Raw genomic sequence first — 23,154 nt, 5'->3', positions numbered from 1 at the left:
TCCGAGACCAGGTGAGGCCCGCCTTCCCCTGGTCAGCAGCCCGCCCTGGCTGGCAGGATCGCGCCCATGTCCAGATTCTTCCCCCGCATCGGCAGGCGCCGGGCCCTGCAGGGTGCGGCCGCCGGTTTCGTCGCCCTCGGACTGCTGCTGTGGTGGCTGCTGCCGCTGGGCGAGGACCCGCCGAGCGGGACGATCACGGTCATGACGGGGACACCACGCGGCGTTTACCAGGACTACGGCCGTCGGCTGCGCAACGCGCTCGACGAGGACATGCCGGACCTGGCGGTGAAGCTCCAGACCAGCGACGGCTCCCAGGAGAACGTCGCACGCGTGGCGGCCGGCGAGGCCGACTTCGCGATCACGGCGGCCGACGCGGTGGAGACGTACGAGCTGAAGCACGGGCCCGGTGCCGACCGACTGCGCGGTGTCGCCCGTCTCTACGACGACTACGTACAGCTCGTCGTGCCGCGCGACTCGGCCATCAAGTCCCTCGATGACCTGCGGGGCAGGCGGGTGGCGATAGGGCCGCCCGAGTCCGGTGTACGGCTGATCGCCGACCGGCTGCTCAGCGCGGTGGGCATCGACGCGGAGAAGGACATCGAGCCGGAGGCCGACGGCATCGGCACGGCGCCGGGCCGGCTGCAGCGGGGCGAGATCGACGCGTTCTTCTGGTCGGGAGGCCTGCCGACGGCCGGGGTGAGGACGCTCGCCAACAACTTCGCCTTCCGGTTCGTGCCGATCGAAGCCGCCGTCGTCGCGAAGCTCCACAAGCAGGGCGACGCCACGCGCTACTACCGGGCCACCAACATGCCGGAGTCGGCCTACCCCACCATCCAGAACGGCGTCGCCGTGCCGACCATGGCAGTGTCCAACCTGCTGATCACCCGCGCGGACATGGACCCCCGGCTCACCGAGTGGGTGACCCGGACCGTGATCAGGAGCCGGGACGGCATCGGACAGCACGTCCACTCCGCACAGCTCGTCGACCTGCGCACGGCGATCTACACCGACCCGCTCCAGCTGCACAAGGGCGCCCGGAACTACTACCGCTCCGTGAAGCCGTAGGACCACCGCGGCCGCCGCGAAAGACCGCGCCGCCGCTCACGCCACGGAGGCCGACCTCGGCACCCTCACGGTCACCCGCAACCCCTGCGGTTCGTTGTGGTCGTACGCGATGGACCCACCGCCCGCCGCGAGCAGGGTCCGCGAGATGGAGAGACCGAGCCCGGAGCCCTTGATGTTCTGGTGGCGGCCGCTGCGCCAGAAGCGGTCGCCGATGCGGGCCAGCTCCTCATCGGTGAGGCCCGGCCCGTGATCGCTGACGACGACGGTCGAGGTCGTGCCGTTGGACGCGACGCCCACCTCGACGCTCTCGCCTGCGGGCGTGAACTTCACGGCGTTGTCGATCACCGCGTCCAGGGCGCTGGACAGCGTGACCGGGTCGGCCCAGGCGGTGGTGGGCGGGCAGTCGCCCACCAGTCGGACGCCCTTGGACTCGGCGGTGGGTGCCCAGGCCGCGACGCGCTCGGCGGTCAGCGCGCCGATGTCGGTGACCCGCAGGTCGGCCTCGGTGTGCTCGGCCAGCGCCAGGTCGAGCAGGTCGTCCAGCACCTGCGCCAGGCGCTTGCCCTCGTTCTGGACGGACGCGATCTCCTCGTTGCCCTCCGGAAGTTCGTAGGCGAGCAGTTCGATGCGCAGCAGCAGCGCCGCGAGCGGGTTGCGCAACTGGTGCGAGGCGTCGGCGACGAAGGCGCGCTGCTGCTCCAGCACGTCCTCGACGTTGTCCGCCATCTCGTTGAACGACCGGGCCAGCCGCCGTAGTTCCGGCGGTCCGCTCGCCACCGCGACCCGGGACTTCAGGCGACCACTCGCGATCGCGTGGGTCGTCGTGTCCAGTACGCGTACGGGTTTGAGCACCCATCCGGTCAGCTGGAGGGCCGCGCCGACGGCCAGCAGCATCGCGGCGATCTCGCCCGCCCCGATGACCAGCCAGCCGTGCAGGATCCGCGAACGCATCTGTCCCGTGGGCGAGTCGGTGACGACGACCGCGACGACGTCGCCGTCCCGGATGACGGGCGAGGCGACGACGAGACGGCCGCGCTGCCAGGGCCACACCTGCTGGGGGTCGTGGCTACGACGGCTGAGGAACGCCTCGTCGAAAGCGTCCCGCACCTCACCCTCCTCGGGGAGGTACCAGTCCGTCGGCGCGTGAGCCATGGGCGTGTCGCTGCGGTAGAAGACACCGGCGCGAATGCCGTAGACCTCGTAGTAGCTGATCAGTTCGCGGCTCAGGGTCTCGCGGCGCTCGTCCGTGGGCGTGCCGGCGGACTCGCTCGGCGTGTCGGTGACGAACTGGGCGAGGGCGGCGAACCGCGCGGTGTCGTCGATCCGGTCGACGACCACCTTCTGTTGCTGCGCCCCGGCCACGCTGACGGCCAGCGGGACACCCAGGGCGAGCAGCACGGCCGCCATCAGAACGATGAGCAGCGGCAGCAGACGTGTGCGCAAGCCGTTTCCGCCCTATCCCCGCTCACCTGTGTTCATCGGACGCCGCCGCCTTCCCTCCGACCCGATTCGCAGGACCGTCCCGATCCGCCGGACCGACCCTACGCAGCCGGGGCGACGAGCCGGTAGCCCACGCCCCGCACCGTCTCGATCAGGGCCGGCATGCGCAGCTTGGCGCGCAGGGACGCGACGTGCACCTCCAGGGTGCGTCCGGTCCCCTCCCAGCTGGTGCGCCACACCTCGCTGATGATCTGCTCCCGGCGGAAGACCACGCCGGGCCGCTGGGCGAGGAGAGCGAGAAGGTCGAACTCCTTGCGGGTCAGTTGGACGACCGAACCGTCCACGGTGACCTGGCGCGTCGGCAGTTCGATGAGCACGGAGCCGAGGCGCAGCGCGGTGTCGACGGCCGCTGCGGGGTCCTCGTGCAGGGTGCGCCGACTGACGGCGTGGATCCGGGCGAGCAGTTCCCCGGTGTCGTACGGCTTCACCACGTAGTCGTCCGCGCCGAGGTTGAGGCCGTGGATGCGGGAGCGCACGTCGGACCGCGCGGTGACCATGATCACCGGAGTGGCGGTGCGCTTGCGGATCTTGCCGCAGACCTCGTAGCCGTCCTGGTCGGGCAGGCCCAGGTCGAGAAGCACGACTCCGAAGCCGGGCCCTTCCGGGACGAGGGCCTGAAGGGCCTCCTCGCCGTTGCGGGCGTGAGTGACCTCGAAACCGTGCCGCTTCAGCACCGCGGACAGAGCCGCGGCGACGTGGTTGTCGTCCTCGACGAGGAGCAGTCGCATCCCGGCCCCCTCCGATTCATCAGCCGTATGGTGTCGTTATGTACAAAACGCGTGCACGCGCGCGCGTGCACCCTGGCAGTCACGCTGATTGACGACGACGTCGTCAAGTGGGTTCCGGTTCCGGGAGACTTCCGTTACCCGGCCGATATGCGCACTGGTTGCGCCCAGGTCACAAGTGCTACGACACGTGTCCGATTGCTATCGGATCGTGATGCTCAGATTCCCCTCAGATGTAATGACGCTGGTCGTACGGGGTTACTACTGTCCTGCGAAACCGAGGAGGACGGAGCCTTAGAGCGATGACCAAAGTATCGGTGGCCAAGGAGGACGCGGCCCCTACCGGCGACCTGGTCGTCCTGAAGAGCGTCAACAAGCACTTCGGCGCGTTGCACGTTCTCCAGGACATCGAGCTGACGATCACGCGTGGCGAGGTCGTCGTGGTCATCGGGCCCTCCGGGTCCGGTAAGTCCACCCTGTGCCGCACCATCAACCGCCTGGAGACGATCGACTCCGGTGCGATCGCGATCGACGGAAAGCCCCTGCCCCAGGAGGGCAAGGAACTGGCCCGGCTGCGCGCCGACGTCGGCATGGTCTTCCAGTCGTTCAACCTGTTCGCGCACAAGACCGTGCTCGAGAACGTGATGCTCGGCCAGATCAAGGTCCGCAAGACCGACAAGAAGCAGGCCGAGGAGAAGGCTCGCTCCCTGCTCGACCGGGTCGGCGTGGGCACCCAGGCCGACAAGTACCCCGCGCAGCTCTCCGGCGGCCAGCAGCAGCGCGTCGCCATCGCGCGCGCCCTGGCCATGGACCCCAAGGTCATGCTCTTCGACGAGCCGACGTCGGCGCTCGACCCGGAGATGATCAACGAGGTCCTCGAGGTCATGCAGCAGCTCGCCCGGGACGGCATGACCATGGTCGTCGTCACCCACGAGATGGGCTTCGCACGATCGGCTGCAAACCGCGTGGTGTTCATGGCGGACGGCCGCATCGTCGAAGAGGCTGCGCCCGACCAGTTCTTCAGCAACCCGCGCAGCGACCGCGCCAAGGACTTCCTTTCGAAGATCCTGCACCACTGACGGCGCACCCCGCGCCCCCTGTCGACCTGCGTCACCCGCTCCTGACGGACCGGATCGTCACCACTCAAAGGATGTTCACCATGAAGCTCCGCAAGGTCACCGCCGCCTCGGCCGCCGTACTCGCCCTCGCCGTGACCGCCACCGCGTGCGGTTCGGACGACAAGGACAGCAGCGGCTCCTCCGGCGGTGGCAAGACGATCACTGTCGGTATCAAGTTCGACCAGCCCGGCATCGGCCAGAAGACGCCGCAGGGTTACGCCGGCTTCGACGTCGACGTCGCCACCTACGTGGCGAAGAAGCTCGGCTACAACGCCGACCAGATCGAGTGGAAGGAGGCGAAGAGCGCAGACCGCGAGACCATGCTGCAGCGCGGTGACGTCGACTTCATCGCGGCCTCCTACTCGATCAACCCGGAGCGCGAGAAGAAGGTCGACTTCGCCGGCCCTTACCTGCTCGCCCACCAAGACGTCCTGGTCCGCGCCGACGACAATTCCATCAAGTCGCCGGCGGACCTCAACAAGAAGAACCTGTGTTCCGTGACCGGCTCGACCTCGGCGCAGAACATCAAGGAGAAGCAGAAGCTGGCGCCCGAAGCCAACCTTCAGAAGTACCCGACGTACTCTGCCTGCCTGAGCGGTCTGCAGAACAAGGCCATCGACGCGCTGACCACGGACGACTCGATCCTCGCCGGGTACGCGGCCCAGGAGCAGTTCAAGGGCAAGTTCAAGCTCGGCGGCTTCAAGATGACCAACGAGAACTACGGCATCGGCGTCAAGAAGGGCAGCGACCTCAAGGCCAAGATCAACAAGGCCCTCGAGGAGATGGTCGCCGACAATTCGTGGCAGAAGGCCGTGGACAAGAATCTCGGCCCGGCCGGCTACAAGAACGAGCCCGCGCCGAAGATCGGCGACGTCAAGAGCTGAAACAGCGCCCGACTTGTGCGCCGCCCGCTGAGGGCGGCGCACCCGGGCCAACCCACACGCGGAAGCGCGGGAGATCGTGTTCGACTTTCTTGAAGGTTACGACCTGCTGGGCGCCTTCTGGGTGACGGTGCAGCTCACGCTGCTCTCGGCCGTCGGCTCCCTGATCTGGGGAACGATGCTGGCGGCCATGCGCGTCGGCCCGGTGCCCCTGATGCGCGGCTTCGGCGCCGCCTACGTCAACATCGTGCGGAACATTCCGCTGACGGTAATCATCCTCTTCACCTCGCTGGGCCTGAACCAGACCCTGAGCATCACCCTCGGCGCGCAGGACTTCGACACCATCAACTTCCGGCTCGCCGTGCTCGGTCTGATCGCCTACACCTCGGCGTTCGTCTGCGAGGCGATCCGCTCCGGCATCAATACGGTCCCGGTCGGTCAGGCGGAGGCGGCCCGCGCGGTGGGGCTGAGCTTCACCCAGGTCCTGACGCTGATCGTGCTGCCCCAGGCGTTCCGCTCGGTGATCGGCCCGCTGACCAACGTTTTGATCGCCCTGACCAAGAACACCACAGTCGCCGCCGCGATCGGTGTGGCCGAGGCGGCCCTGCTGATGAAGGAAATGATCGAGAACGAGGCACAGCTTCTGCTGATCGCCGCGATCTTCGCGTTCGGATTCGTGTGCCTGACGCTGCCGACCGGCCTGATCCTCGGCTGGGTGAGCAAGAAGGTGGCGGTGAAGCGATGAGCGCCGTGCTGTACGACGCCCAGGGGCCCCGGGCCAAGCGGCGCAACGTCCTGTTCACGGTCCTGTTTCTGGTCGCCCTCGCCGCGGTGCTGTGGTGGGTGTACAAGAGCCTCGATGACAAGGGCCAGCTCGAGTGGGCGAAGTGGAAGCCCTTCACCGGCTCCGAGGCGTGGACCACGTACATCCTGCCCGGTCTGAAGAACACCCTGATCGCGGCGGCCCTGTCGATGGTCATCGCGCTGCCGCTGGGCGCCGTCTTCGGTATCGCGCGGCTCTCCGACCGCGCGTGGGTCAGGATCCCGGCCGGGGTGTTCGTGGAGTTCTTCCGCGCCATCCCCGTGCTGATCCTGATGATCTTCGGCTTGGCCCTGTACTCGGAGTACACCAACGTCAGTTCCGACGACCGTCCTCTGTACGCGGTCGTCACCGGCCTGGTGCTCTACAACGCCTCGGTGCTCGCGGAGATCGTCCGCGCGGGCATCCTGGCCCTGCCCAAGGGCCAGACGGAGGCCGCGCAGGCGATCGGTCTGCGCAAGACCCAGACCATGACGTCGATCCTGCTTCCGCAGGCGGTCACCGCGATGCTCCCGGCGATCGTCAGCCAGCTCGTCGTGATCGTGAAGGACACCGCCCTCGGCGGCGCGGTCCTCACCTTCCCCGACATGCTGGCCGCGGTCTCACCGATGAGCTCGTACTACGGCGCGAACACCATCGCGAGCTTCACGGTCGTGGCGTTGATCTACATTGCGATCAACTTCGCCATAACCACGTTCGCGAGCTGGCTGGAGGCACGACTGCGGCGCGGCAAGAAGTCGACAGGCGCTGTGCTCAAGGCAGACGACGCGTCGGTGGCGGGGACCTTCGGAACCGGAGCAGGCGGAACCAACGCCTGACGGACGTTCACCCGGCAGGCCCCACACGGAGGGCAGTGGCATGATCGCCACTGCCCTCCGTCGCTTGACGCGGGAACCGGCAATGGGTTGCATACGTTCTGTGATCGTGCACCCTGCTCCAACCCTTTGTTCACCCATGTCCCCGATGGCGACACCACAGGCAGGGGGCGCCACGCCGTGGACCCGGTGATCATCGTCGGAGCGGGCCCCGTCGGGCTCACGCTCGCGCTGGCCCTGGCCCGCCAGGAGGTCCCGTCGGTCGTTCTCGACGAGGGCCCGGGCAAGGACGAACCACGGCTCGCGCGCACGGTCGTGCTGCGCGAGGACACCACCGCTCTGCTGGAACGGCTGACCGGAGTCCCGCTCGGGGAGGCCGGCCTCCGCTGGGCCGGATGGCGGTCGATGCGGCGCAGGCAGGTGATGCGCGAGGTCACGTTCGACGACAACGATCCGGCCCCCCTGCACATCGCCCAGCACGCGGTGACCGGCGCCCTGCGCGCGGCCCTGGCCGGCGAACGGCTCGTCAGAATCGCCGTGGACAGCCGCCTCGACACGATCGAGCAGGAACCTTCAGGCATCAACGCCCACACCCGCGGCACCAAGGGCACCTGGTGGCGCGGCAGCTACCTGGTCGGCTGCGACGGCCCCCGCTCGACCGTGCGCAAGCTCCTGGACATCCGCTTCCCCGGCCGAACGGCGGTGGAACGGCACGCCGTCGCCGCGCTGCGCACGGAACTTCCCTGGACCGACCGGGCGTTGCTCCACCGGATGCCGCCGTGGCGGACGTCCGGCCCCTCCGCAGGGGAGATCACCGGCCGCCCGCTCCCGGACGACGTCTGGCGCCTGGACTGGCTGCTCCCGCCCGGCAAGGACCTGGTCACGCCCGAGCTGCTGGTCGCCCGCGTCCGCGAGACGCTGGCGGGCTGGAGCGAGGGCCCGACCCCGCCGTACGAGCTCCTCGACACCGGCGTCCACACCGTGCACCACCGGCTCGCCCGCCGCTGGCGCGCGGGCCGGGTCTTCCTCGCCGGGGACGCGGCGCACCTGCTGGGCACGCTCGGCACCCAGGGGCTCGACGAGGGCCTCAGGGACGCCGACAACCTCGCCTGGAAGCTGGCCGCGGTCTGGCACCACGGGCCGAACGAGGCACTCCTCGACAGCTACCAGACGGAGCGGCGCGCGCTGGTCTCCGCCCGGCTGCGCGCAGCCGACCAGGCGCTGCCCTTGCTGCGCGGCGGCGGGGGCCTGCGGGCGTACGTCCCCGGCTCGGCCCGGGGAAACGACGCGCTGCTCACCGACGGGCACCTCGGGCGCGGTCCGCTGGGCACGCCCGGTACGTACGACGACTCCCCGCTCGCGCCCCCGCCCCTGGAGGCGGAGGTCCCGGTGGCCACTGCGCCCGGTGCCCCGGTCGAGGACGTATGGGTGACGGCGGAGGACGGCTCCTTCGTACAGCTGCGCGACCGGCTCGGGCGCGGCGCGCTGCTCGTCGTCCTGATCGCACCGGGCACGGGGGTGTGGGAGCGCAGGCACTGGGTGTCCGCGGGGATCATGCCCCGGCTCGCGGCAGCGGTGACGGCGCTGCCGCACCCGGCCGAGCTGCTCGTCGCGGAGAGCTACCCGGGTGCGGCCGCCCACACCGTCCTGGTCATCCGCCCCGACGGCCACCTCGTGACGGCGCTGAACGGGGTGCGTCCGGCCGACCTGTACGCGGCAGCGGAGGCGACGCTGGGCGGACCGGTGAAGACGACGGCCACGGCGGGTTCCGGAGCGAAGTGAGCGAAGTGAGCGCACAGGCTGTCACTCTGGGGTCCACATGGTGACAGTGAGTTGACCGGTCTGCACCGTCGTGGTCTACTCCTGAGCGTGACCGACACCGATGTGCGCCTGTGGCGGAGGGTCCATATGGACCTCGTCCGCTACGCGGGCTGCGTGTGTCGCCCGTCCTGCTGAATTCGCATCCCTTTCTTCCCGCGCGCGCCGCTCTCTGCTGTCGCGCGCTCCCGCGAACGCTCTTCAGGACGGTGCCGTGTCTCTCCCTGTCTCCGAGGCCCCCTCTGTCTCCGGGTCTGCCTCCGCCTCTCGATCCGTCTCACCCCCTGTGGCCGCCCCAGCCGCCCCGCCCACGCAGGCGGACCTCCTCGCCTTCGTCCAGCGAACGGCCGCCGACGCCGAGTTGATCTCCTCACTCCCCCTCGACCCCGAGGGCCGCACCTGGGTGCGCCTTGAGGGGCCGGGCGGCAGCGAAGCCTGGCTGATCGGCTGGCCGCCCGGCACGGGCACCGGCTGGCACGACCACGCCGACTCGGTGGGCGCCTTCCTCACCGCGCAGGGTGAGTTGAAGGAGAACTCGCTGACCGCGCGGCTGCCCACCGACGGCTGGAGGACCCTGGAACTGGCGGACGACGTGGACCGGGAACGCCGACTGCCGGCCGGCCAGGGCCGCGCCTTCGGACGCCATCACGTCCACGAGGTCCTCAACGAGTCCGCCGACCAGCACGCCATCTCGGTCCACGCCTACTACCCACCGCTGCCGCAGATCCGCCGCTACAGCCGTACGGACCAGGTGCTGCGGCTGGAGCAGGTGGAGCGTCCGGAGGACTGGCAGTGAGGAAGAACTGGCAGTGACTGGTAGAAGGTGAGTGCCGGAGCGGTGCGGCGAAAGAGAAGGAGAGCCCTGAACCCGATCGGCACCCCCGCGCGTCGACCGGGTTCAGGGCTCACGATCGGCCCCCGAAAGACCCCAGGGGCGTGCCCGCCCCTGGACTCGCCCCCGTCCTAGTCGTCCCCGTCCTAGTCGTCGAGGAACTCCGTGTCCTCGCCCTCTTCCTCCAGTGCCTGCCGGACCACGCGCAGGGCCATGCCCTCGGAGTAGCCCTTGCGGGCGAGCATCCCCGCGAGGCGACGCAGGCGCTTGTCACGTTCGAGGCCGCGCGTGGCACGCAGCTTCCGGGCGACCAGTTCGCGCGCGGTCGCCTCCTCCTGCTCGGAGTCCAGCTGGGCGACGGCCTCGTCGATCAAAGCGGAGTCGACGCCCTTGGTCCGTAGTTCCCGGGCGAGTGCGCGCCGGGCCAGCCCTCGGCCGTGGTGCCGGGACTCCACCCAGGCGTCGGCGAACGCGCTGTCGTTGATCAGTCCGACCTCCTCGAACCGAGACAGCACCTCCTCGGCGACGTCGTCCGGGATCTCCCGCTTGCGCAGGGCGTCCTCGAGCTGCTTACGAGTGCGCGGGGTCCCGGTGAGCAGGCGGAGGCAGATCGCCCGCGCCCGCTCAGCCGGGTCCCCTGGAGGTGCCCCCTGCTCGGCCCTCGACGAGGAGGGGGAGCCTCCGTCTTCACCGGACGGCGCTTCGAAGCCACGGCGACGGCGTCCTCGCCCACCGCGTGAACCGCCCTCGCCACGCCGCCCGCGATCCCCTCGGCGCCGACCGTCACCGCTCGTGCCCTCACCGCCCTGGTGGGGGTCGCCGTCGCCGCGGTAGGAGTCGCCGTCCTGCCGCCGGTTGTCACCACGGCGAGAGCCGCCGTACTGCCACCCGTCGCCACCGCGGTACGCGCCGCCGTCCGGCGGGACCTCGCCGTCCCGGGCGAAGCCCCCGTCCCCCTCCGGCCCCGGCTGCCCCGGGGTGCCGGAGTGGGTGTACTCGGCCCAGTCGGTTCGTCGCGTCACGGATCAGCTCTTGGCGGCCGCGGCCTTGGTCTTGGCGGTCTTGGCCGCCGCAGGGGCGGGCACCGCCTTCGCGGCCTCGTCCGACGCACCGGCCGTGGAGACCGCCGCGTCCGCACCCGGCTCGGCCGGGGTCTCCTCCGGACGTACGCCGACGCCCAGCTTCTCCTTGATCTTCTTCTCGATCTCGTTGGCCAGGTCGGGGTTGTCCTTCAGGAAGTTGCGCGCGTTCTCCTTGCCCTGACCGAGCTGGTCGCCCTCGTACGTGTACCAGGCGCCGGCCTTGCGGACGAAGCCGTGCTCCACGCCCATGTCGATCAGGCCGCCCTCGCGGCTGATGCCCTGGCCGTAGAGGATGTCGAACTCGGCCTGCTTGAAGGGCGGCGCGACCTTGTTCTTGACGACCTTGCAGCGGGTGCGGTTGCCGACCGCCTCCGTGCCGTCCTTGAGAGTCTCGATGCGGCGGATGTCGATACGCACCGAGGCGTAGAACTTCAGCGCCCGGCCACCGGTCGTGGTCTCCGGGGAGCCGAACATCACGCCGATCTTCTCGCGGAGCTGGTTGATGAAGATCGCGGTGGTCTTGGACTGGTTGAGCGCGCTGGTGATCTTCCGCAGGGCCTGGCTCATCAGACGGGCCTGCAGACCCACGTGCGAGTCGCCCATCTCACCCTCGATCTCCGCGCGCGGCACGAGCGCTGCGACGGAGTCGATGACGATCAGGTCGAGGGCGCCGGAGCGGACCAGCATGTCCACGATCTCCAGGGCCTGTTCGCCGTTGTCCGGCTGGGAGAGGATCAGGTTGTCGATGTCCACACCGAGCTTGCGCGCGTACTCGGGGTCGAGGGCATGCTCCGCGTCGACGAAGGCGACCTGGCCGCCGGCCTTCTGCGCGTTGGCCACGGCGTGCAGGGTCAGGGTCGTCTTACCGGAGGACTCCGGGCCGTACACCTCCACCACACGGCCGCGCGGCAGGCCGCCGACTCCGAGGGCGACGTCCAGTGCGGTCGACCCGGTGGGGATGACCTCGATGGGCTCGTTCGGCCGCTCGCCCATGCGCATGACCGCGCCCTTGCCGAATTGCCGTTCAATCTGTGCGAGCGCGGCATCCAGGGCCTTCTCGCGGTCGGTTCCTGCCATGGGTTCCACCCGATTTGCTTGAGTCGATCGCTTCACGTCAAAGACGCTAACGCCTGCCACTGACAATGCGTCCCGACGCCGGTCCGGCCTGTGGACAACTGGGGTGCTTCTCCATCGAAACCGGGGCGAAACGCCCTGCCAGAGCCTCGCCGGAGTTTCCATAAGAACGGATGTTCGATTTTCGTGTCAAGCGCACCACGCAGCACACCCGAGACTACGCTCGCGGCCTGACAAGGGGCCTGAAACCGGGCCAACCGGACCGGGTGGGGGCGGTCGGCACCAACGCCTGCTTCCCCCGGCGTACCGCGCCCGCCTCCACCCGTACGACGACAGCGCCTGGCCGTTCCCGCGAGGCTCGCTCCATGGACGACGTGAGGACATCCCTGGAGGACCGCGGGACGGTCCACCCCCGATCCGCGGTCACCGGACGGACAGCCGTAGCCGCGCCACCGCCCCGGCTCGTGGATCGCTTCTGCCGTGCGACGGGCCTCCTCCTGGTCCTCTCCGGCCTCGCCCATCTGCTGGTGTTCGCCGTGGACGGTGGTCCGTGGGACGGGCCCGTCTCCTGGCGCAAGCCGGTGACCTTCGGACTCTCCTTCGGGGTGACGCTCCTCGCGGTCGCCTGGGTCACGTCGTATCTGCGCGTCGGCCCACGGCTGCGCACCGTACTGCTCACGGTGTTCGCCGCCGACTGTGTGGTGGAGGTCGGCGGTATCACCCTCCAGGCCTGGCGCGGGGTGCCCTCGCACCTCGACATGGAGACGCCCTTCGACACGGCGGTGTCCATGACCCTCGCGATGGGCGGCGGTGTCCTGGTCGTGGTGCTCACCTGGTTCGCGGTCGCGTCCTTCCGGCACCGGCCCACGGGTCCCGAGGGGATGGCGCTCGCGGTGCGTTCCGGGTTCGCGATCCTGTTGGTGGCTCTGGCCTCGGGCGCGGTGATGATCGCGCGCGGCGTGGTGCTCACCCGAACCGGTCACCAGGAGGCCGCCTACCACTCGACGGCCCCGCTCAAGCCGCTGCACGGCGTGAGCCTGCACGCCGTGCTGGTGCTGCCCGCACTGGCCTGGCTGCTGTCCCGCACGTCCTGGAGCAGGGGGACACGGAGGCGGATCGTGACCGGAGCGGTCGTCTGCTACGCGTCCGCGGTCGCCGCAGCCGGCGTATGGGCTGTCCTCACGTACTGAAGCGGCAGGCGCGCGCCCACGCACCGCCGCGACCGTTGTTCCCAGGTCAGGAGGAGTCCTCCCCCGACCCGTCCGACCGTCGCTTCTCGAAGACGCGCCGCGCGCGCGTGAGCAGGTTCTTCCCGGCCTCCCTGGTGCGGTGGCCGTGCACGCGGGGATCGTCCGTGACGGCGTACCGCTTCACGTACACCCCGAGGAACGCCTGGAGCGTGGCGACCGCGGGGATGGCGATCAGCGCGCCGACGGCGCCGAGGAGAGCGGTTCCCGCGACGACCGACCCGAAGGCGACGGCGGGGTGGATGTCGACGGTCTTCGAGGTGAGCTTGGGCTGCAGCATGTAGTTCTCGAACTGCTGGTAGATCACCACGAAGATCAGCACCCACAGCGCGTACCAGGGATTGACCGTGAAGGCGATCAGCATGGGCAGGGCGCCCGCGAGATAGGTGCCGATGGTGGGGATGAACTGCGAGACCACGCCCACCCACAGGGCGAGCACGGGCGCGTAGGGGATGCCCAGCACCTGCAGGATGACGTAGTGCGCCACAGCCGAGATCAGTGCCATCAGTCCGCGTGAGTACAGATAGCCACCGGTCTTGTCGACGGCGATCTCCCACGCGCGCAGCACTTCGGCCTGCCGGCTGGGCGGCAACACGGAGCACACCGCGCGCCGCAGCCGAGGTCCGTCGGCGGCGAAGTAGAACGAGAACAGCGCGATCGTCAGCAGCTGGAAGAGGCCGCCCAGTACCTGTGCGGACACGTCGAGGACACCGGTGGCGCTGTTCTGGACGTACTTTCTCAGCCAGTCGGAGTGCACCAGGCTGTCCTGGATGTCGACGCGTCTGAGCTCGGTGTGGAACGTGGTGTTGACCCAGTTGATGACGGAGTCGAGGTACTCGGGGAAGCCCTCGATCATCTTGATGACCTGCCCGGCGAGCATCGAGCTGAGCAGGGTGACGAATCCGGCGGCGGCGATCAGCAGGCCCACGAACATCAGGAAGGTGGCGAATCCCCGGCGCATGCCGTGAGCGGCCATCCTGCTCACCGCGGGCTCGATGGCGAGAGCGAGGAAGAACGCGATGAGGATGTTGATCAGCAGCCCGATCAACTGGTGGAAGGCCCAGGTGCCCAGCTGGAACGCGGCGAGGAGCGCGAGCGCGAGCACCATGGCGCGCGGCAGCCACCGCGGCATGCCCGCGCCCGGCGTGGCGCCGGGGGCCGGGGGCCGTTCGGGCGGCGTCGTGCCGGAGGAGGATGCGTGCTGGGCGACCTGCCCGGTCTCGTCAGTGGGTGCCACGGTCCAAGTCTCGCCCACCCGCCTGACAATCGGCCGACCTGGGGCGATCTTCGTGACAGATCAGCGCTTCTCCTGCGGAACGTTCATCACCGTGCAGACCACACGCCACACGTCCTTGGCCTCCCAGCCCGACGCCAGCGCCCCCTGCACCGTATGTCCGCCGAGCTCGGACATCACGTGATCGCGTGCGAAGGTTTCGGCGTACCCCGCGCCGAAGTGCTCGTCCATCCGCTGCCAGAAGACCGTCAACCGCATGACACCAGTATCCCGCCCCTGAGGGTGGGCCCGAGCCGGGACCGCCTGTCGAGAACGCTTTCCGCCCTACGGTCTGACGCATGGCCGAAACCGGAGCATCCCCACTCCCTCCTACGCCCCCGGCGCGCTCCCCGCTCTTCCGAGCCGAACACTTCGTCTGGCTCACCGCGCGCGTGCTGGAACAGCGCCTCTTCGCCCACCACTTCCTCAACGGCGGCGCCGACCCGGTGGAGACGGCACTGGACGCCTACCGCAACGCCGACGGCGGGTACGGGCACGCGCTGGAGCCCGATCTGCGCGGCCCTGTGAGCCAGCCACTGCACACCGCTCACGCCCTGCGCGTCCTGGACGCCGTCGGACGCTGCGGCGGGCAGCGCGTGGAGCGCGTGTGCCGCTATCTGACCTCCGTCTCCACTCCCGACGGGGCCCTGCCGGCGATCCATCCCGGCCAGCGCGGCTACCCGGCGGCGCCCTTCATCCCGATCGTGGACTATCCACCCGGCGAACTCCTCGCCACCGGCCCGGTGGTGGGCCTGCTGCACCGCAACGAGGTGTGGCACGCGTGGTTGTTCCGGGCCACGGACTTCTGCTGGCAGCGCATCGAGTCGCTGGAGCAGTCCCACCCGTACGAGATCGAGGCCGCCGTCGCCTTCCTGGACTCCGCCCCCGACCGCTCCCGCGCGGAGGCCGCCGCCGACCGCCTGGGTCGCCTGGTGCGCGAACACCGGCTCGCGGCGCTGGACCCGAACCACCTGGACGCGTACCCGGTCGCGCCGGGCTACGCCCCCGGCGAGCACCACTTCCCGCACGACTACGCCAGAACCCCGCGTTCCCTCGCGCGCGCGTGGTTCACGGACGACGAGATGACCCGCTCGCTGGACTTCCTGGCAAGTGAGCAGCAGGAGGACGGCGGCTGGCCCATCCGCTGGCGCCAGTGGGCCCCGGGCCCCGCACTGGAGGCCCGCCCGATCGTGACGATCGAGGCGCTGCGCACCCTGAGGGTCTACGGCCGCGCCATCGGCTGACCGACCGCGCCTCAGCCCCACCGACGGCCGCCGCCACGACCAGCAGAATCGGTGCCCGCAGCACCAGCGCGACGGCGGCTGCGCCCACCTCCTCGGCCCTGGCGTCCAGCACCAGCGCGGCAAACCGCTTCACCAGGGGCTTCTCAAGGACTCTCTCGGGGACGAGAAGCCCCACGAGCTCGACGGCGTAACAAACAACAACGGTCACACCGATCGCGATCCACACGTTCAACGATCTCCCCCCTCGCCCCCCGCCGACGCCACCAACCCAAAGAGGCGAGGCGTTGCGCACCCTCAGGAAGAAGGTCCGCCGCCACAACGACGGGATGGCTGCCCACGCACGGGAGCGGGCCGCGGTGGTGCGTCGCAGCCCGCCGCTTGGCTGGTCCCCACGCCGCCCGCTGTGGCAACAGGCAGAGGGGCGCGACCCGCGGCGGGCTCGACGCACCACCGCGGCCCCGACCCACGACGCACCGCAGGAACCAGCACACCGGCACCGCGCACCCCGCACTCGCCGGGCCCAGCTCGGGCCTAGGGTCTTTCGTTTGGATCAGGCCGGATCAGGGAGCGGGGCCCGGTGCCGTGCATCGCAAGGCGGTGTACGGCGGCAGGGCGGAGCCCTGCCAACCGACGACAACGCGGCGAGGCGCGGCACCGGGCCCCGCGAGCCCGGCATGATCCAAACGAGAGGCCCTAGGCCTGCGGTGCCGGCCCGGCCGGCGAACCCGCAGGTCAGCACGTTTGTCAGTCCCCGGGTGCAGGATGGACGCATGGTCAGCTCCGCACACCGAGCCCTGGACGGCTTCTCCCCCGCGACCCGCGGCTGGTTCACGGGGGCTTTCTCCGCGCCCACGGCGGCCCAGGCCGGCGCGTGGCAGGCCATCCGCGAGGGCTCGGACGTGCTGGTGGTCGCCCCGACCGGCTCCGGCAAGACCCTCGCCGCCTTCCTCGCCGCCCTGGACCAGCTCGCCTCCACCCCACCCCCCGCCGATCCCAGGAAGCGCTGCCGCGTCCTGTACGTCTCCCCGCTCAAGGCCCTCGCCGTCGACGTGGAGCGCAACCTCCGCAGCCCCCTGACCGGCATCCGCCAGGAATCCGTACGCCTGGGCCTGCCCGAACCCGAGGTCAAGGTGGGCATCCGCTCCGGCGACACCCCCGCAGCAGAGCGCCGCGCGCTGTCCACGCGCCCCCCGGACATCCTGATCACGACCCCCGAGTCCCTGTTCCTCATGCTGACGTCGGCCACGCGTGACGCCCTGACCGGCATCGAGACGGTGATCCTCGACGAGGTCCACGCCGTGGCAGGCACCAAGCGCGGCGCCCACCTGGCCCTCTCCCTGGAGCGCCTGGACGAACTCCTGCCGAGGCCGGCCCGCCGCATCGGCCTCTCCGCCACCGTGCGCCCCGTCGACGAGGTCGCCCGCTACCTCTCCCCGCGCCGCAAGGTGGAAATCGTCCAGCCGAAGTCGGGCAAGGAGTTCGACCTCTCAGTCGTCGTCCCGGTCGAGGACCTCGGCGAACTCGGCGGCTCCCCGGCCGCCAACGGCGCGGGCGGACCGGACGGTGCCGCAGGCGCTGAGCGCCCGTCGATCTGGCCGCACGTCGAGGAGCGCATCACCGACCTCGTCCAGGCCCACCGCTCGACGATCGTGTTCGCGAACTCCCGCCGCCTCGCGGAACGCCTCTGCAACCGTCTGAACGAGATCGCCTACGAGCGGGCCACCGGCGAACCCCTCGACGAGCACCACGCTCCGGCCGAGCTCATGGGCGGCTCGGGCGCCGCCCAGGGTGCCCCAACGGTCATCGCGCGGGCCCACCACGGCTCGGTCTCCAAGGAGCAGCGCGCCCTCGTCGAGGAGGACCTCAAAGCAGGCCGACTCCCCGCCGTCGTGGCGACCTCCAGCCTGGAGCTCGGCATCGACATGGGCGCTGTCGACCTCGTCGTCCAGGTTGAATCGCCCCCCTCCGTTGCCTCCGGCCTCCAGCGCGTCGGCCGCGCGGGCCACCAGGTCGGCGCCGTCTCAACAGGTGTGGTCTTCCCGAAGTACCGGGGCGACCTCGTCCAGGCAGCCGTGGTCACCGAACGCATGCGCACCGGCTCGATCGAGTCCCTGCGGGTCCCCGCCAACCCCCTCGACGTACTGGCCCAGCAACTCGTCGCGATGACCGCACTGGACACCTGGCAGTTCGACGACCTGCTCGCCATGGTCCGCCGCGCCGCCCCCTTCGCCTCGCTCCCGGAATCCGCCTTCACGGCCGTCCTCGACATGCTCGCCGGCCGCTACCCCTCCGACGCGTTCGCGGAGCTGCGCCCGCGCGTGGTGTGGGACCGCGTCGCCGGTACGATCACCGGCCGTCCCGGTGCCCAGCGCCTCGCCGTCACCTCCGGCGGCACGATCCCCGACCGCGGTCTCTTCGGGGTCTTCCTCGCCGGTGCCGACCCCAAGAAGGGCGGCGGCCGTGTCGGCGAGCTCGACGAGGAGATGGTCTACGAGTCCCGCGTGGGGGACGTCTTCACGCTCGGCACGAGTTCCTGGCGTATCGAGGACATCACGCGCGACCGCGTCCTCGTCTCCCCCGCCCCCGGTGTCCCCGGCAGGCTCCCCTTCTGGAAGGGCGACCAGCTGGGCCGCCCTCTCGAACTGGGCCGCGCGGTGGGCGCCTTCCTGCGTGAGGTCGGCTCCCTCACCAAGGAGGACGCCCGCCTGCGCCTGCTGACGGCGGGCCTGGACGCCTGGGCGGCGGACAACGTCCTGTCCTACCTGGACGAGCAGCGAGAGGCCTGCGGCCACGTCCCGGACGACCGCACGATCGTCGTGGAGCGGTTCCGTGACGAGCTCGGCGACTGGCGGGTCGTCGTGCACTCCCCCTTCGGCGCCCAGGTCCACGCCCCGTGGGCGCTCGCCCTCGGCGCCAAGCTCTCCGAGCGGTACGGCATGGACGCGCAGGTCATGCATGCCGACGACGGCATCGTCCTGCGCCTGCCCGACGCCGACCTGATGGGGCTGGACCTGCTCGACCAGGAACCGACGAAGATCGGCAGGGAGTACGACGCGGACCAGGCCCCGGTGGGCGCGGCGGACGTCGTGTTCGACAAGGGCGAGGTCGACCAGATCGTCACCGACCAGGTGGGTGGCTCGGCCCTGTTCGCGTCCCGGTTCCGCGAGTGCGCCGCCCGCGCGCTGCTGCTGCCGCGCCGCACCCCCGGCAAGCGCACCCCGCTCTGGCAGCAGCGTCAGCGCGCCGCCCAACTGTTGCAGGTGGCCAGCGAGTTCGGGTCGTTCCCGATCGTCCTGGAGGCGGTCCGCGAGTGCCTCCAGGACGTCTTCGACGTGCCCGGACTCGTCGAGCTGATGGGCGACCTGGAGTCCCGCAAGGTGCGCCTCGTCGAGGTCACCACCCCCGAGCCGTCCCCCTTCGCGCGCTCCCTGCTCTTCGGTTACGTCGCCCAGTTCCTCTACGAGGGAGACTCGCCGCTCGCCGAGCGCCGTGCCGCCGCGCTCTCCCTGGACTCGCGGTTGCTGGCCGAGTTGCTCGGCCAGGCGGAGCTGCGCGAGCTGCTCGACGCCGAGGTGCTGACCGAGCTGGAGCGGGAACTCCAGTGGCTCACCGAGGACCGCCGCGTCAAGGACGCCGAAGGCGTCGCCGACCTACTGCGCCTCCTCGGCCCGCTCACCGAGGCCGAGCTGGCCGAGCGGGGTGCCGAACCGCAGTGGGCGCGGGAGCTGGCCGGCGCCCGCCGCGCGATCCGCGTCCGTATGGCCGGCGCCGACCACTGGGCGGCGATCGAGGACGCGGGCCGACTGCGCGACGCGCTCGGCACAGCGCTGCCGGTCGGCGTCCCGGAGGCGTTCACCGAGCCGGTGAAGGACCCCCTCGGCGATCTCCTCGCGCGCTACGCCCGCACCCACGGTCCGTTCACGTCGGCCGCAGCGGCGGCCCGCTTCGGCCTGGGCGTCGCGGTCACCGACGGCGCGCTCCAGCGGCTCGCGGCGAGCGGGCGGGTCGTACAGGGGGAGTTCCATCCCGCCGGAATCGGCCAGGAGTGGTGCGACGCGGCCGTGCTACGACGGTTGCGCCGCCGCTCCCTCGCCGCTCTCCGGCACGAACTGGAGCCGGTATCTCCGGCCGCGCTCGCCCAGTTCCTCCCGCAGTGGCAGCACATCGGCAAGGGCCACTCCCTGCGTAGTGTGGACGGCCTGGTGCGTGCCATCGAGCAGTTGCAGGGCGCGTCCGTGCCCGCGTCCGCCCTGGAGAAGCTCGTCCTGCCGTCCCGCGTCAGGGACTACGCCCCGGCGATGCTGGACGAACTCACCGCCGCCGGAGAGGTGGTGTGGGCCGGAGCCGGCGCGCTCCCCGGCAAGGACGGCTGGGTCTCGCTGTACGTGGCCGACGCGGCCCCGCTGCTCCTGCCGCCCCCGCACCCCCTGGAGCTCACGTCCCTCCACCAGTCCGTCCTGGACGCCCTCAGCGGGGGCTACGGCCTGTTCTTCCGTCAGATCGCCGACCAGGTCCGCGCCACCACCCACCCCGACGCCACGGATCCCCAACTGGCCGACGTCCTCTGGGATCTGGCCTGGTCCGGCCGACTCACCAACGACACGCTCGCGCCCATGCGCTCCCTCCTGGGCTCGGGCCGCACCGCGGGCTCCACGGCCCACCGCGCCAAGCGCACGGTCCCGCGCGGGCGCTACGGCTCCCTGACCGCCGCCGCCCGCCCCACGTCCCGCAGCGGCCCGCCCACCGTCGCCGGCCGCTGGTCACTGCTCCCGGGGCGCGAACCGGACACCACCGTGCGCGCCCACGCGCTGGCCCGCACCCTCCTGGACCGGCATGGCGTGGTGACCCGGGGAGCGGTCTCCGCCGAGGGCGTCGAGGGCGGGTTCTCGGCGACGTACCGCATCCTGTCCGCCTTCGAGGAGACCGGTCAGGCCCGGCGCGGCTATGTGGTGGAGGGCCTCGGGGCCGCGCAGTTCGCGATGGACGGCGCCGTGGACCGCCTCCGCGCGGTCGCCAACGCCCGTGACCGGGGCGACGCACCACCCCCCACCTTCGGAAACAGCACCCCTGACGGCTTCGGCCCGCCTGACGGCTTCGGCTCACCCGACGGCCACGCCCGAACCGACACCTTCGGCACACCCCCACCCGACCAAGCGGGGCCCTCCACCACCTGGACCGCGTCCGACGCCGCCTCCGGCAAGCCGCCGTACGACTTCCCCGACCTTGACGGCGCCTTCCCCGACCTCGACGGCGACTTCCTGGACGCCCCCAGCGCACCAGGCGCTCACCGCACCCCCGCCTTCCCCCCACACCGCACCCGCCCCACCCCCGCGTCCCGAGCTGTCGTCCTCGCGGCCGCCGACCCCGCAAACGCGTACGGCGCGGCCCTTGCCTGGCCCGAGCCGCCGACGGGGGCGGGGCACAAGCCGGGCCGCAAGGCGGGCTCTTTGGTGGTGCTCGTCGACGGCGAGCTGGCCCTCTACATGGAGCGCGGCGGCAAGACGCTCCTGGCCTGGCCCGCCGAACCCGACACCACGGCCACGGAGGACCCACGCCTGCAGGCGGCCGCGGAGACCCTCGCGGAGGCCGCACGCGCGGGTTCCCTCGGCACGGTCACGGTGGAGCGCGTCAACGGCGCCTCTGCCCTGACGTCCCCCATCGGCACCCTCCTGGAGGGAGCCGGCTTCATCGCCACCCCGCGCGGCCTGCGCCTACGGGCGTGACCTTGCGGCCCCAAGCATTCCCGAGCGCCAAGTACTCCCGGAGCTCCAAGAGCCCCACAAGGGTCAAGCCCTCACCCGCCCCGCATGCCACCCTTGACCCATGCCCGAAGGAGACACGGTCTGGCAGACCGCCAAGCGTCTGCACGGCGCGCTGGCCGGCAAGGTGCTGACCCGCTCCGACCTCCGGGTGCCCAAGTACGCCACCGCCGACCTCACCGGCCGTACCGTCCTGGACGTCACACCGCGCGGCAAGCACCTCCTCACCCGCATCGAGGGCGGCCTGACGCTCCACTCGCACCTGCGGATGGACGGCTCCTGGAAGGTGTACGCCGTCGGCCAGCGCTGGAGCGGCGGCCCCGCCCACCAGATCCGCGCGATCCTCGGCAACGCCGACCACACGGCCGTCGGCTACCGCCTCCCTGTCCTGGAACTGCTGCACACCGCCGACGAAGACCGCGCCGTCGGCCACCTCGGCCCGGACCTGCTGGGCCAGGACTGGAATCCCGAGCAGGCCCTCGCCAACCTCCTCTCGGACCCCGCCCGCCCCCTCGGCGAGGCGCTGCTCGACCAGCGCAACCTCGCCGGCATCGGCAATGTCTACAAGAGTGAGCTCTGCTTCCTGCTGGGCGCCACCCCGTGGCTGCCCATCGGCGCCCTCCCCGCCGACCGCGTCGCGAAGCTGCCGGCGCTCGCCAAGAAGCTCCTGGAGGTCAATCGCGACCGTCCGATCCGCGCCACGACGGGCCGCCGGGGCCAGGACCTGTTCGTGTACGGACGCGCGCGGCGCCCCTGCCTCCGTTGCCGTACGCCGATCCGAGTGGCCGACCAGGGTGACGGCTCCCGCGAGCGCCCCACCTACTGGTGCCCGACCTGCCAGACGGGCCCGGTCCCTGCCCCGGGCAGCCCCGCGGCCCGCAGATTCCGCCCCCGCACGACCAGCTGATGGACCACTCATGGCCGGACCCCTAATTGACGGGGCGTCAGAAACGCTCGTACCGTCATTTCATGCCCGTCAAGGCGTACGACCTCACCGGACGCACCGCATTCGTCACCGGCGCCGCGAGCGGCATAGGGCGCGCGAGTGCGGTCCTGCTCGCGGAGGCGGGCGCGACCGTGCACTGCGCGGACCGTGACGGGCAGGGCCTGCACGAGACGGCGACCCTGATCAAGAATCGTGGCGGCACGGCCCGCACCCACCGCCTCGACGTCACCGACCGGGACCAGGTCAGACAGGCCGTGGAGAGCTGCGAGCACCTCGACGTGCTGGCCGCGGTCGCCGGGATCATGCACAGCAGCCCGGTCCTGGAGACCCGTGACGAGGACCTCGACCGGGTGCTGAACGTCAACTTCAAGGGCGTGCTGTACGCCTGCCAGGAGGTGGCGCGCCTGATGCTCACTCGGAACGTGCCCGGGAGCATCGTGACCATGGCCTCGGGCGCCGTCGACACCGGCGGCCCCGGCCTGCTCTGCTACGGCGTGGCCAAGGCGGCCGTCGTCCAGTTGACGAAGACGCTGGCGACGGAGCTGGGCCGGCACGGCATCCGGGTCAACGCGGTCGCCCCGGGCTGGATCCGCACCCCCATGACCGACCGCCACGACTCCGATGCGCAGGCGCATACCGAGGCGCTCATGTCCCGCATGTCACCGCTGGGCCGCGTCGGAGAGCCGGAGGACGTCGCCCACGCTGTCCTGCACCTGGCCTCGGACGCGTCAGCCTTCACGACGGGCCAGATCCTCCGCCCCAACGGCGGCGTGGCGATGCCTTGGTAGTCGCGTCACCACGATCCCCGTCCGCGCCACCGCGCTCCCCCTCGACGCCACGACGACCCCCGCCTGCCCCATCACGATCCCCGTCCGCGCCACCGCGCTCCCCCTCGACGCCACGACGACCCCCGTCTGCGCCACCACGACCCCCGTCCGCGCCACCGCGCTCCCCC

The 23,154-nt window shown here is 70.9% G+C and carries 19 protein-coding genes and 1 pseudogene; 13 read left to right on the top strand and 7 right to left on the bottom strand.

The annotated features are described in order from the left end of the window. The first annotated feature begins 66 nt into the window (after positions 1-66). The gene (locus AC067M_RS14735; RefSeq protein WP_478697372.1) at positions 67-1,065 is read left to right on the top strand and encodes a TAXI family TRAP transporter solute-binding subunit; all 999 of its coding nucleotides are present in this window, start codon (positions 67-69) and stop codon (positions 1,063-1,065) included. A gap of 36 nt (positions 1,066-1,101) precedes the next feature. Here the strand turns inward: AC067M_RS14735 and AC067M_RS14730 are convergent, their stop codons facing one another. After that, positions 1,102-2,508, bottom strand: coding sequence for a sensor histidine kinase (locus AC067M_RS14730; protein ID WP_478697371.1), 1,407 nt, complete (start codon positions 2,506-2,508; stop codon positions 1,102-1,104). Positions 2,509-2,606: 98 nt separating this feature from the next. Beyond that, positions 2,607-3,293, bottom strand: coding sequence for a response regulator transcription factor (locus AC067M_RS14725; protein WP_478697370.1), 687 nt, complete (start codon positions 3,291-3,293; stop codon positions 2,607-2,609). Between the two features lie 299 nt (positions 3,294-3,592). Here AC067M_RS14725 and AC067M_RS14720 point away from each other — a divergent pair, with 299 nt between their 5' ends. The 7 genes from AC067M_RS14720 (at position 3,593) to AC067M_RS14690 (ending at position 9,538) form a co-directional block, all read left to right on the top strand. After that, entirely contained in the window at positions 3,593-4,369 is a 777-nt protein-coding gene (locus AC067M_RS14720; protein WP_478697369.1) for an amino acid ABC transporter ATP-binding protein, read from the top strand. A gap of 80 nt (positions 4,370-4,449) precedes the next feature. Next, positions 4,450-5,292 carry a glutamate ABC transporter substrate-binding protein gene (locus AC067M_RS14715; protein WP_478697368.1) on the top strand — a complete coding sequence of 281 codons (843 nt, stop codon included), beginning with the start codon at positions 4,450-4,452 and terminating at the stop codon, positions 5,290-5,292. 76 nt (positions 5,293-5,368) lie between these two features. Then, complete coding sequence (locus AC067M_RS14710) at positions 5,369-6,034, top strand: amino acid ABC transporter permease (protein ID WP_478697367.1); 666 nt, start codon at positions 5,369-5,371, stop codon at positions 6,032-6,034. Continuing rightward, positions 6,031-6,927 carry an amino acid ABC transporter permease gene (locus AC067M_RS14705; protein WP_478697366.1) on the top strand — a complete coding sequence of 299 codons (897 nt, stop codon included), beginning with the start codon at positions 6,031-6,033 and terminating at the stop codon, positions 6,925-6,927. The genes AC067M_RS14710 and AC067M_RS14705 overlap by 4 nt, the downstream gene beginning before the upstream one ends. Before the next feature lie 177 nt (positions 6,928-7,104). Continuing rightward, positions 7,105-8,706 carry an FAD-dependent monooxygenase gene (locus tag AC067M_RS14700; RefSeq protein ID WP_478697365.1) on the top strand — a complete coding sequence of 534 codons (1,602 nt, stop codon included), beginning with the start codon at positions 7,105-7,107 and terminating at the stop codon, positions 8,704-8,706. Between the two features lie 87 nt (positions 8,707-8,793). Further along, positions 8,794-8,880 (top strand): putative leader peptide, encoded by an 87-nt coding sequence (locus AC067M_RS14695; RefSeq protein ID WP_311605579.1) that lies wholly within the window; start codon positions 8,794-8,796, stop codon positions 8,878-8,880. Between the two features lie 148 nt (positions 8,881-9,028). After that, positions 9,029-9,538 carry a cupin domain-containing protein gene (locus tag AC067M_RS14690; protein WP_478697364.1) on the top strand — a complete coding sequence of 170 codons (510 nt, stop codon included), beginning with the start codon at positions 9,029-9,031 and terminating at the stop codon, positions 9,536-9,538. A 182-nt stretch (positions 9,539-9,720) separates the two neighbouring features. Here the strand turns inward: AC067M_RS14690 and recX are convergent, their stop codons facing one another. Next, the gene (gene recX, locus AC067M_RS14685) at positions 9,721-10,596 is read right to left on the bottom strand and encodes a recombination regulator RecX (protein ID WP_478697363.1); all 876 of its coding nucleotides are present in this window, start codon (positions 10,594-10,596) and stop codon (positions 9,721-9,723) included. Between the two features lie 3 nt (positions 10,597-10,599). Then, a complete protein-coding gene (recA, locus tag AC067M_RS14680; RefSeq protein ID WP_478697362.1) occupies positions 10,600-11,733 on the bottom strand; it encodes a recombinase RecA in 1,134 nt (377 codons plus the stop codon). A gap of 362 nt (positions 11,734-12,095) precedes the next feature. On the opposite strand from recA, the gene AC067M_RS14675 reads away from it, so the two are divergent. Further along, on the top strand, positions 12,096-12,920 hold the full coding sequence (locus AC067M_RS14675; protein WP_478697361.1) for a hypothetical protein: 825 nt from the start codon (positions 12,096-12,098) through the stop codon (positions 12,918-12,920). Between the two features lie 46 nt (positions 12,921-12,966). Here AC067M_RS14675 and AC067M_RS14670 read toward each other — a convergent pair whose 3' ends face one another. Both AC067M_RS14670 and AC067M_RS14665 read right to left on the bottom strand, forming a co-directional pair. Further along, complete coding sequence (locus AC067M_RS14670; RefSeq protein ID WP_478697360.1) at positions 12,967-14,214, bottom strand: AI-2E family transporter; 1,248 nt, start codon at positions 14,212-14,214, stop codon at positions 12,967-12,969. 60 nt (positions 14,215-14,274) lie between these two features. Beyond that, complete coding sequence (locus tag AC067M_RS14665) at positions 14,275-14,469, bottom strand: DUF3046 domain-containing protein (protein ID WP_478697359.1); 195 nt, start codon at positions 14,467-14,469, stop codon at positions 14,275-14,277. Between the two features lie 80 nt (positions 14,470-14,549). Between AC067M_RS14665 and AC067M_RS14660 the strand changes: the two genes are divergently transcribed. Next, entirely contained in the window at positions 14,550-15,494 is a 945-nt protein-coding gene (locus tag AC067M_RS14660; protein ID WP_478697358.1) for a hypothetical protein, read from the top strand. A 22-nt stretch (positions 15,495-15,516) separates the two neighbouring features. Here AC067M_RS14660 and AC067M_RS14655 read toward each other — a convergent pair. Continuing rightward, positions 15,517-15,726 (bottom strand): annotated as a pseudogene (locus AC067M_RS14655) (AzlD domain-containing protein); the annotation flags it as partial. Between the two features lie 538 nt (positions 15,727-16,264). On the opposite strand from AC067M_RS14655, the gene AC067M_RS14650 reads away from it, so the two are divergent. The 3 genes from AC067M_RS14650 (at position 16,265) to AC067M_RS14640 (ending at position 22,987) form a co-directional block, all read left to right on the top strand. After that, positions 16,265-21,217, top strand: coding sequence for an ATP-dependent helicase (locus AC067M_RS14650; RefSeq protein WP_478697357.1), 4,953 nt, complete (start codon positions 16,265-16,267; stop codon positions 21,215-21,217). A gap of 100 nt (positions 21,218-21,317) precedes the next feature. Then, the gene (locus tag AC067M_RS14645) at positions 21,318-22,160 is read left to right on the top strand and encodes an Fpg/Nei family DNA glycosylase (RefSeq protein WP_478697356.1); all 843 of its coding nucleotides are present in this window, start codon (positions 21,318-21,320) and stop codon (positions 22,158-22,160) included. A gap of 62 nt (positions 22,161-22,222) precedes the next feature. Next, entirely contained in the window at positions 22,223-22,987 is a 765-nt protein-coding gene (locus tag AC067M_RS14640) for an SDR family NAD(P)-dependent oxidoreductase (RefSeq protein WP_478697355.1), read from the top strand. Positions 22,988-23,154 lie beyond the last annotated feature (167 nt).

The sequence above is a fragment of the Streptomyces sp. NPDC043427 genome, from assembly GCF_056436655.1.
The sequence above is the reverse complement of the archived record's forward strand: the minus strand, read 5'-3'. Positions and strand labels throughout refer to the sequence as shown.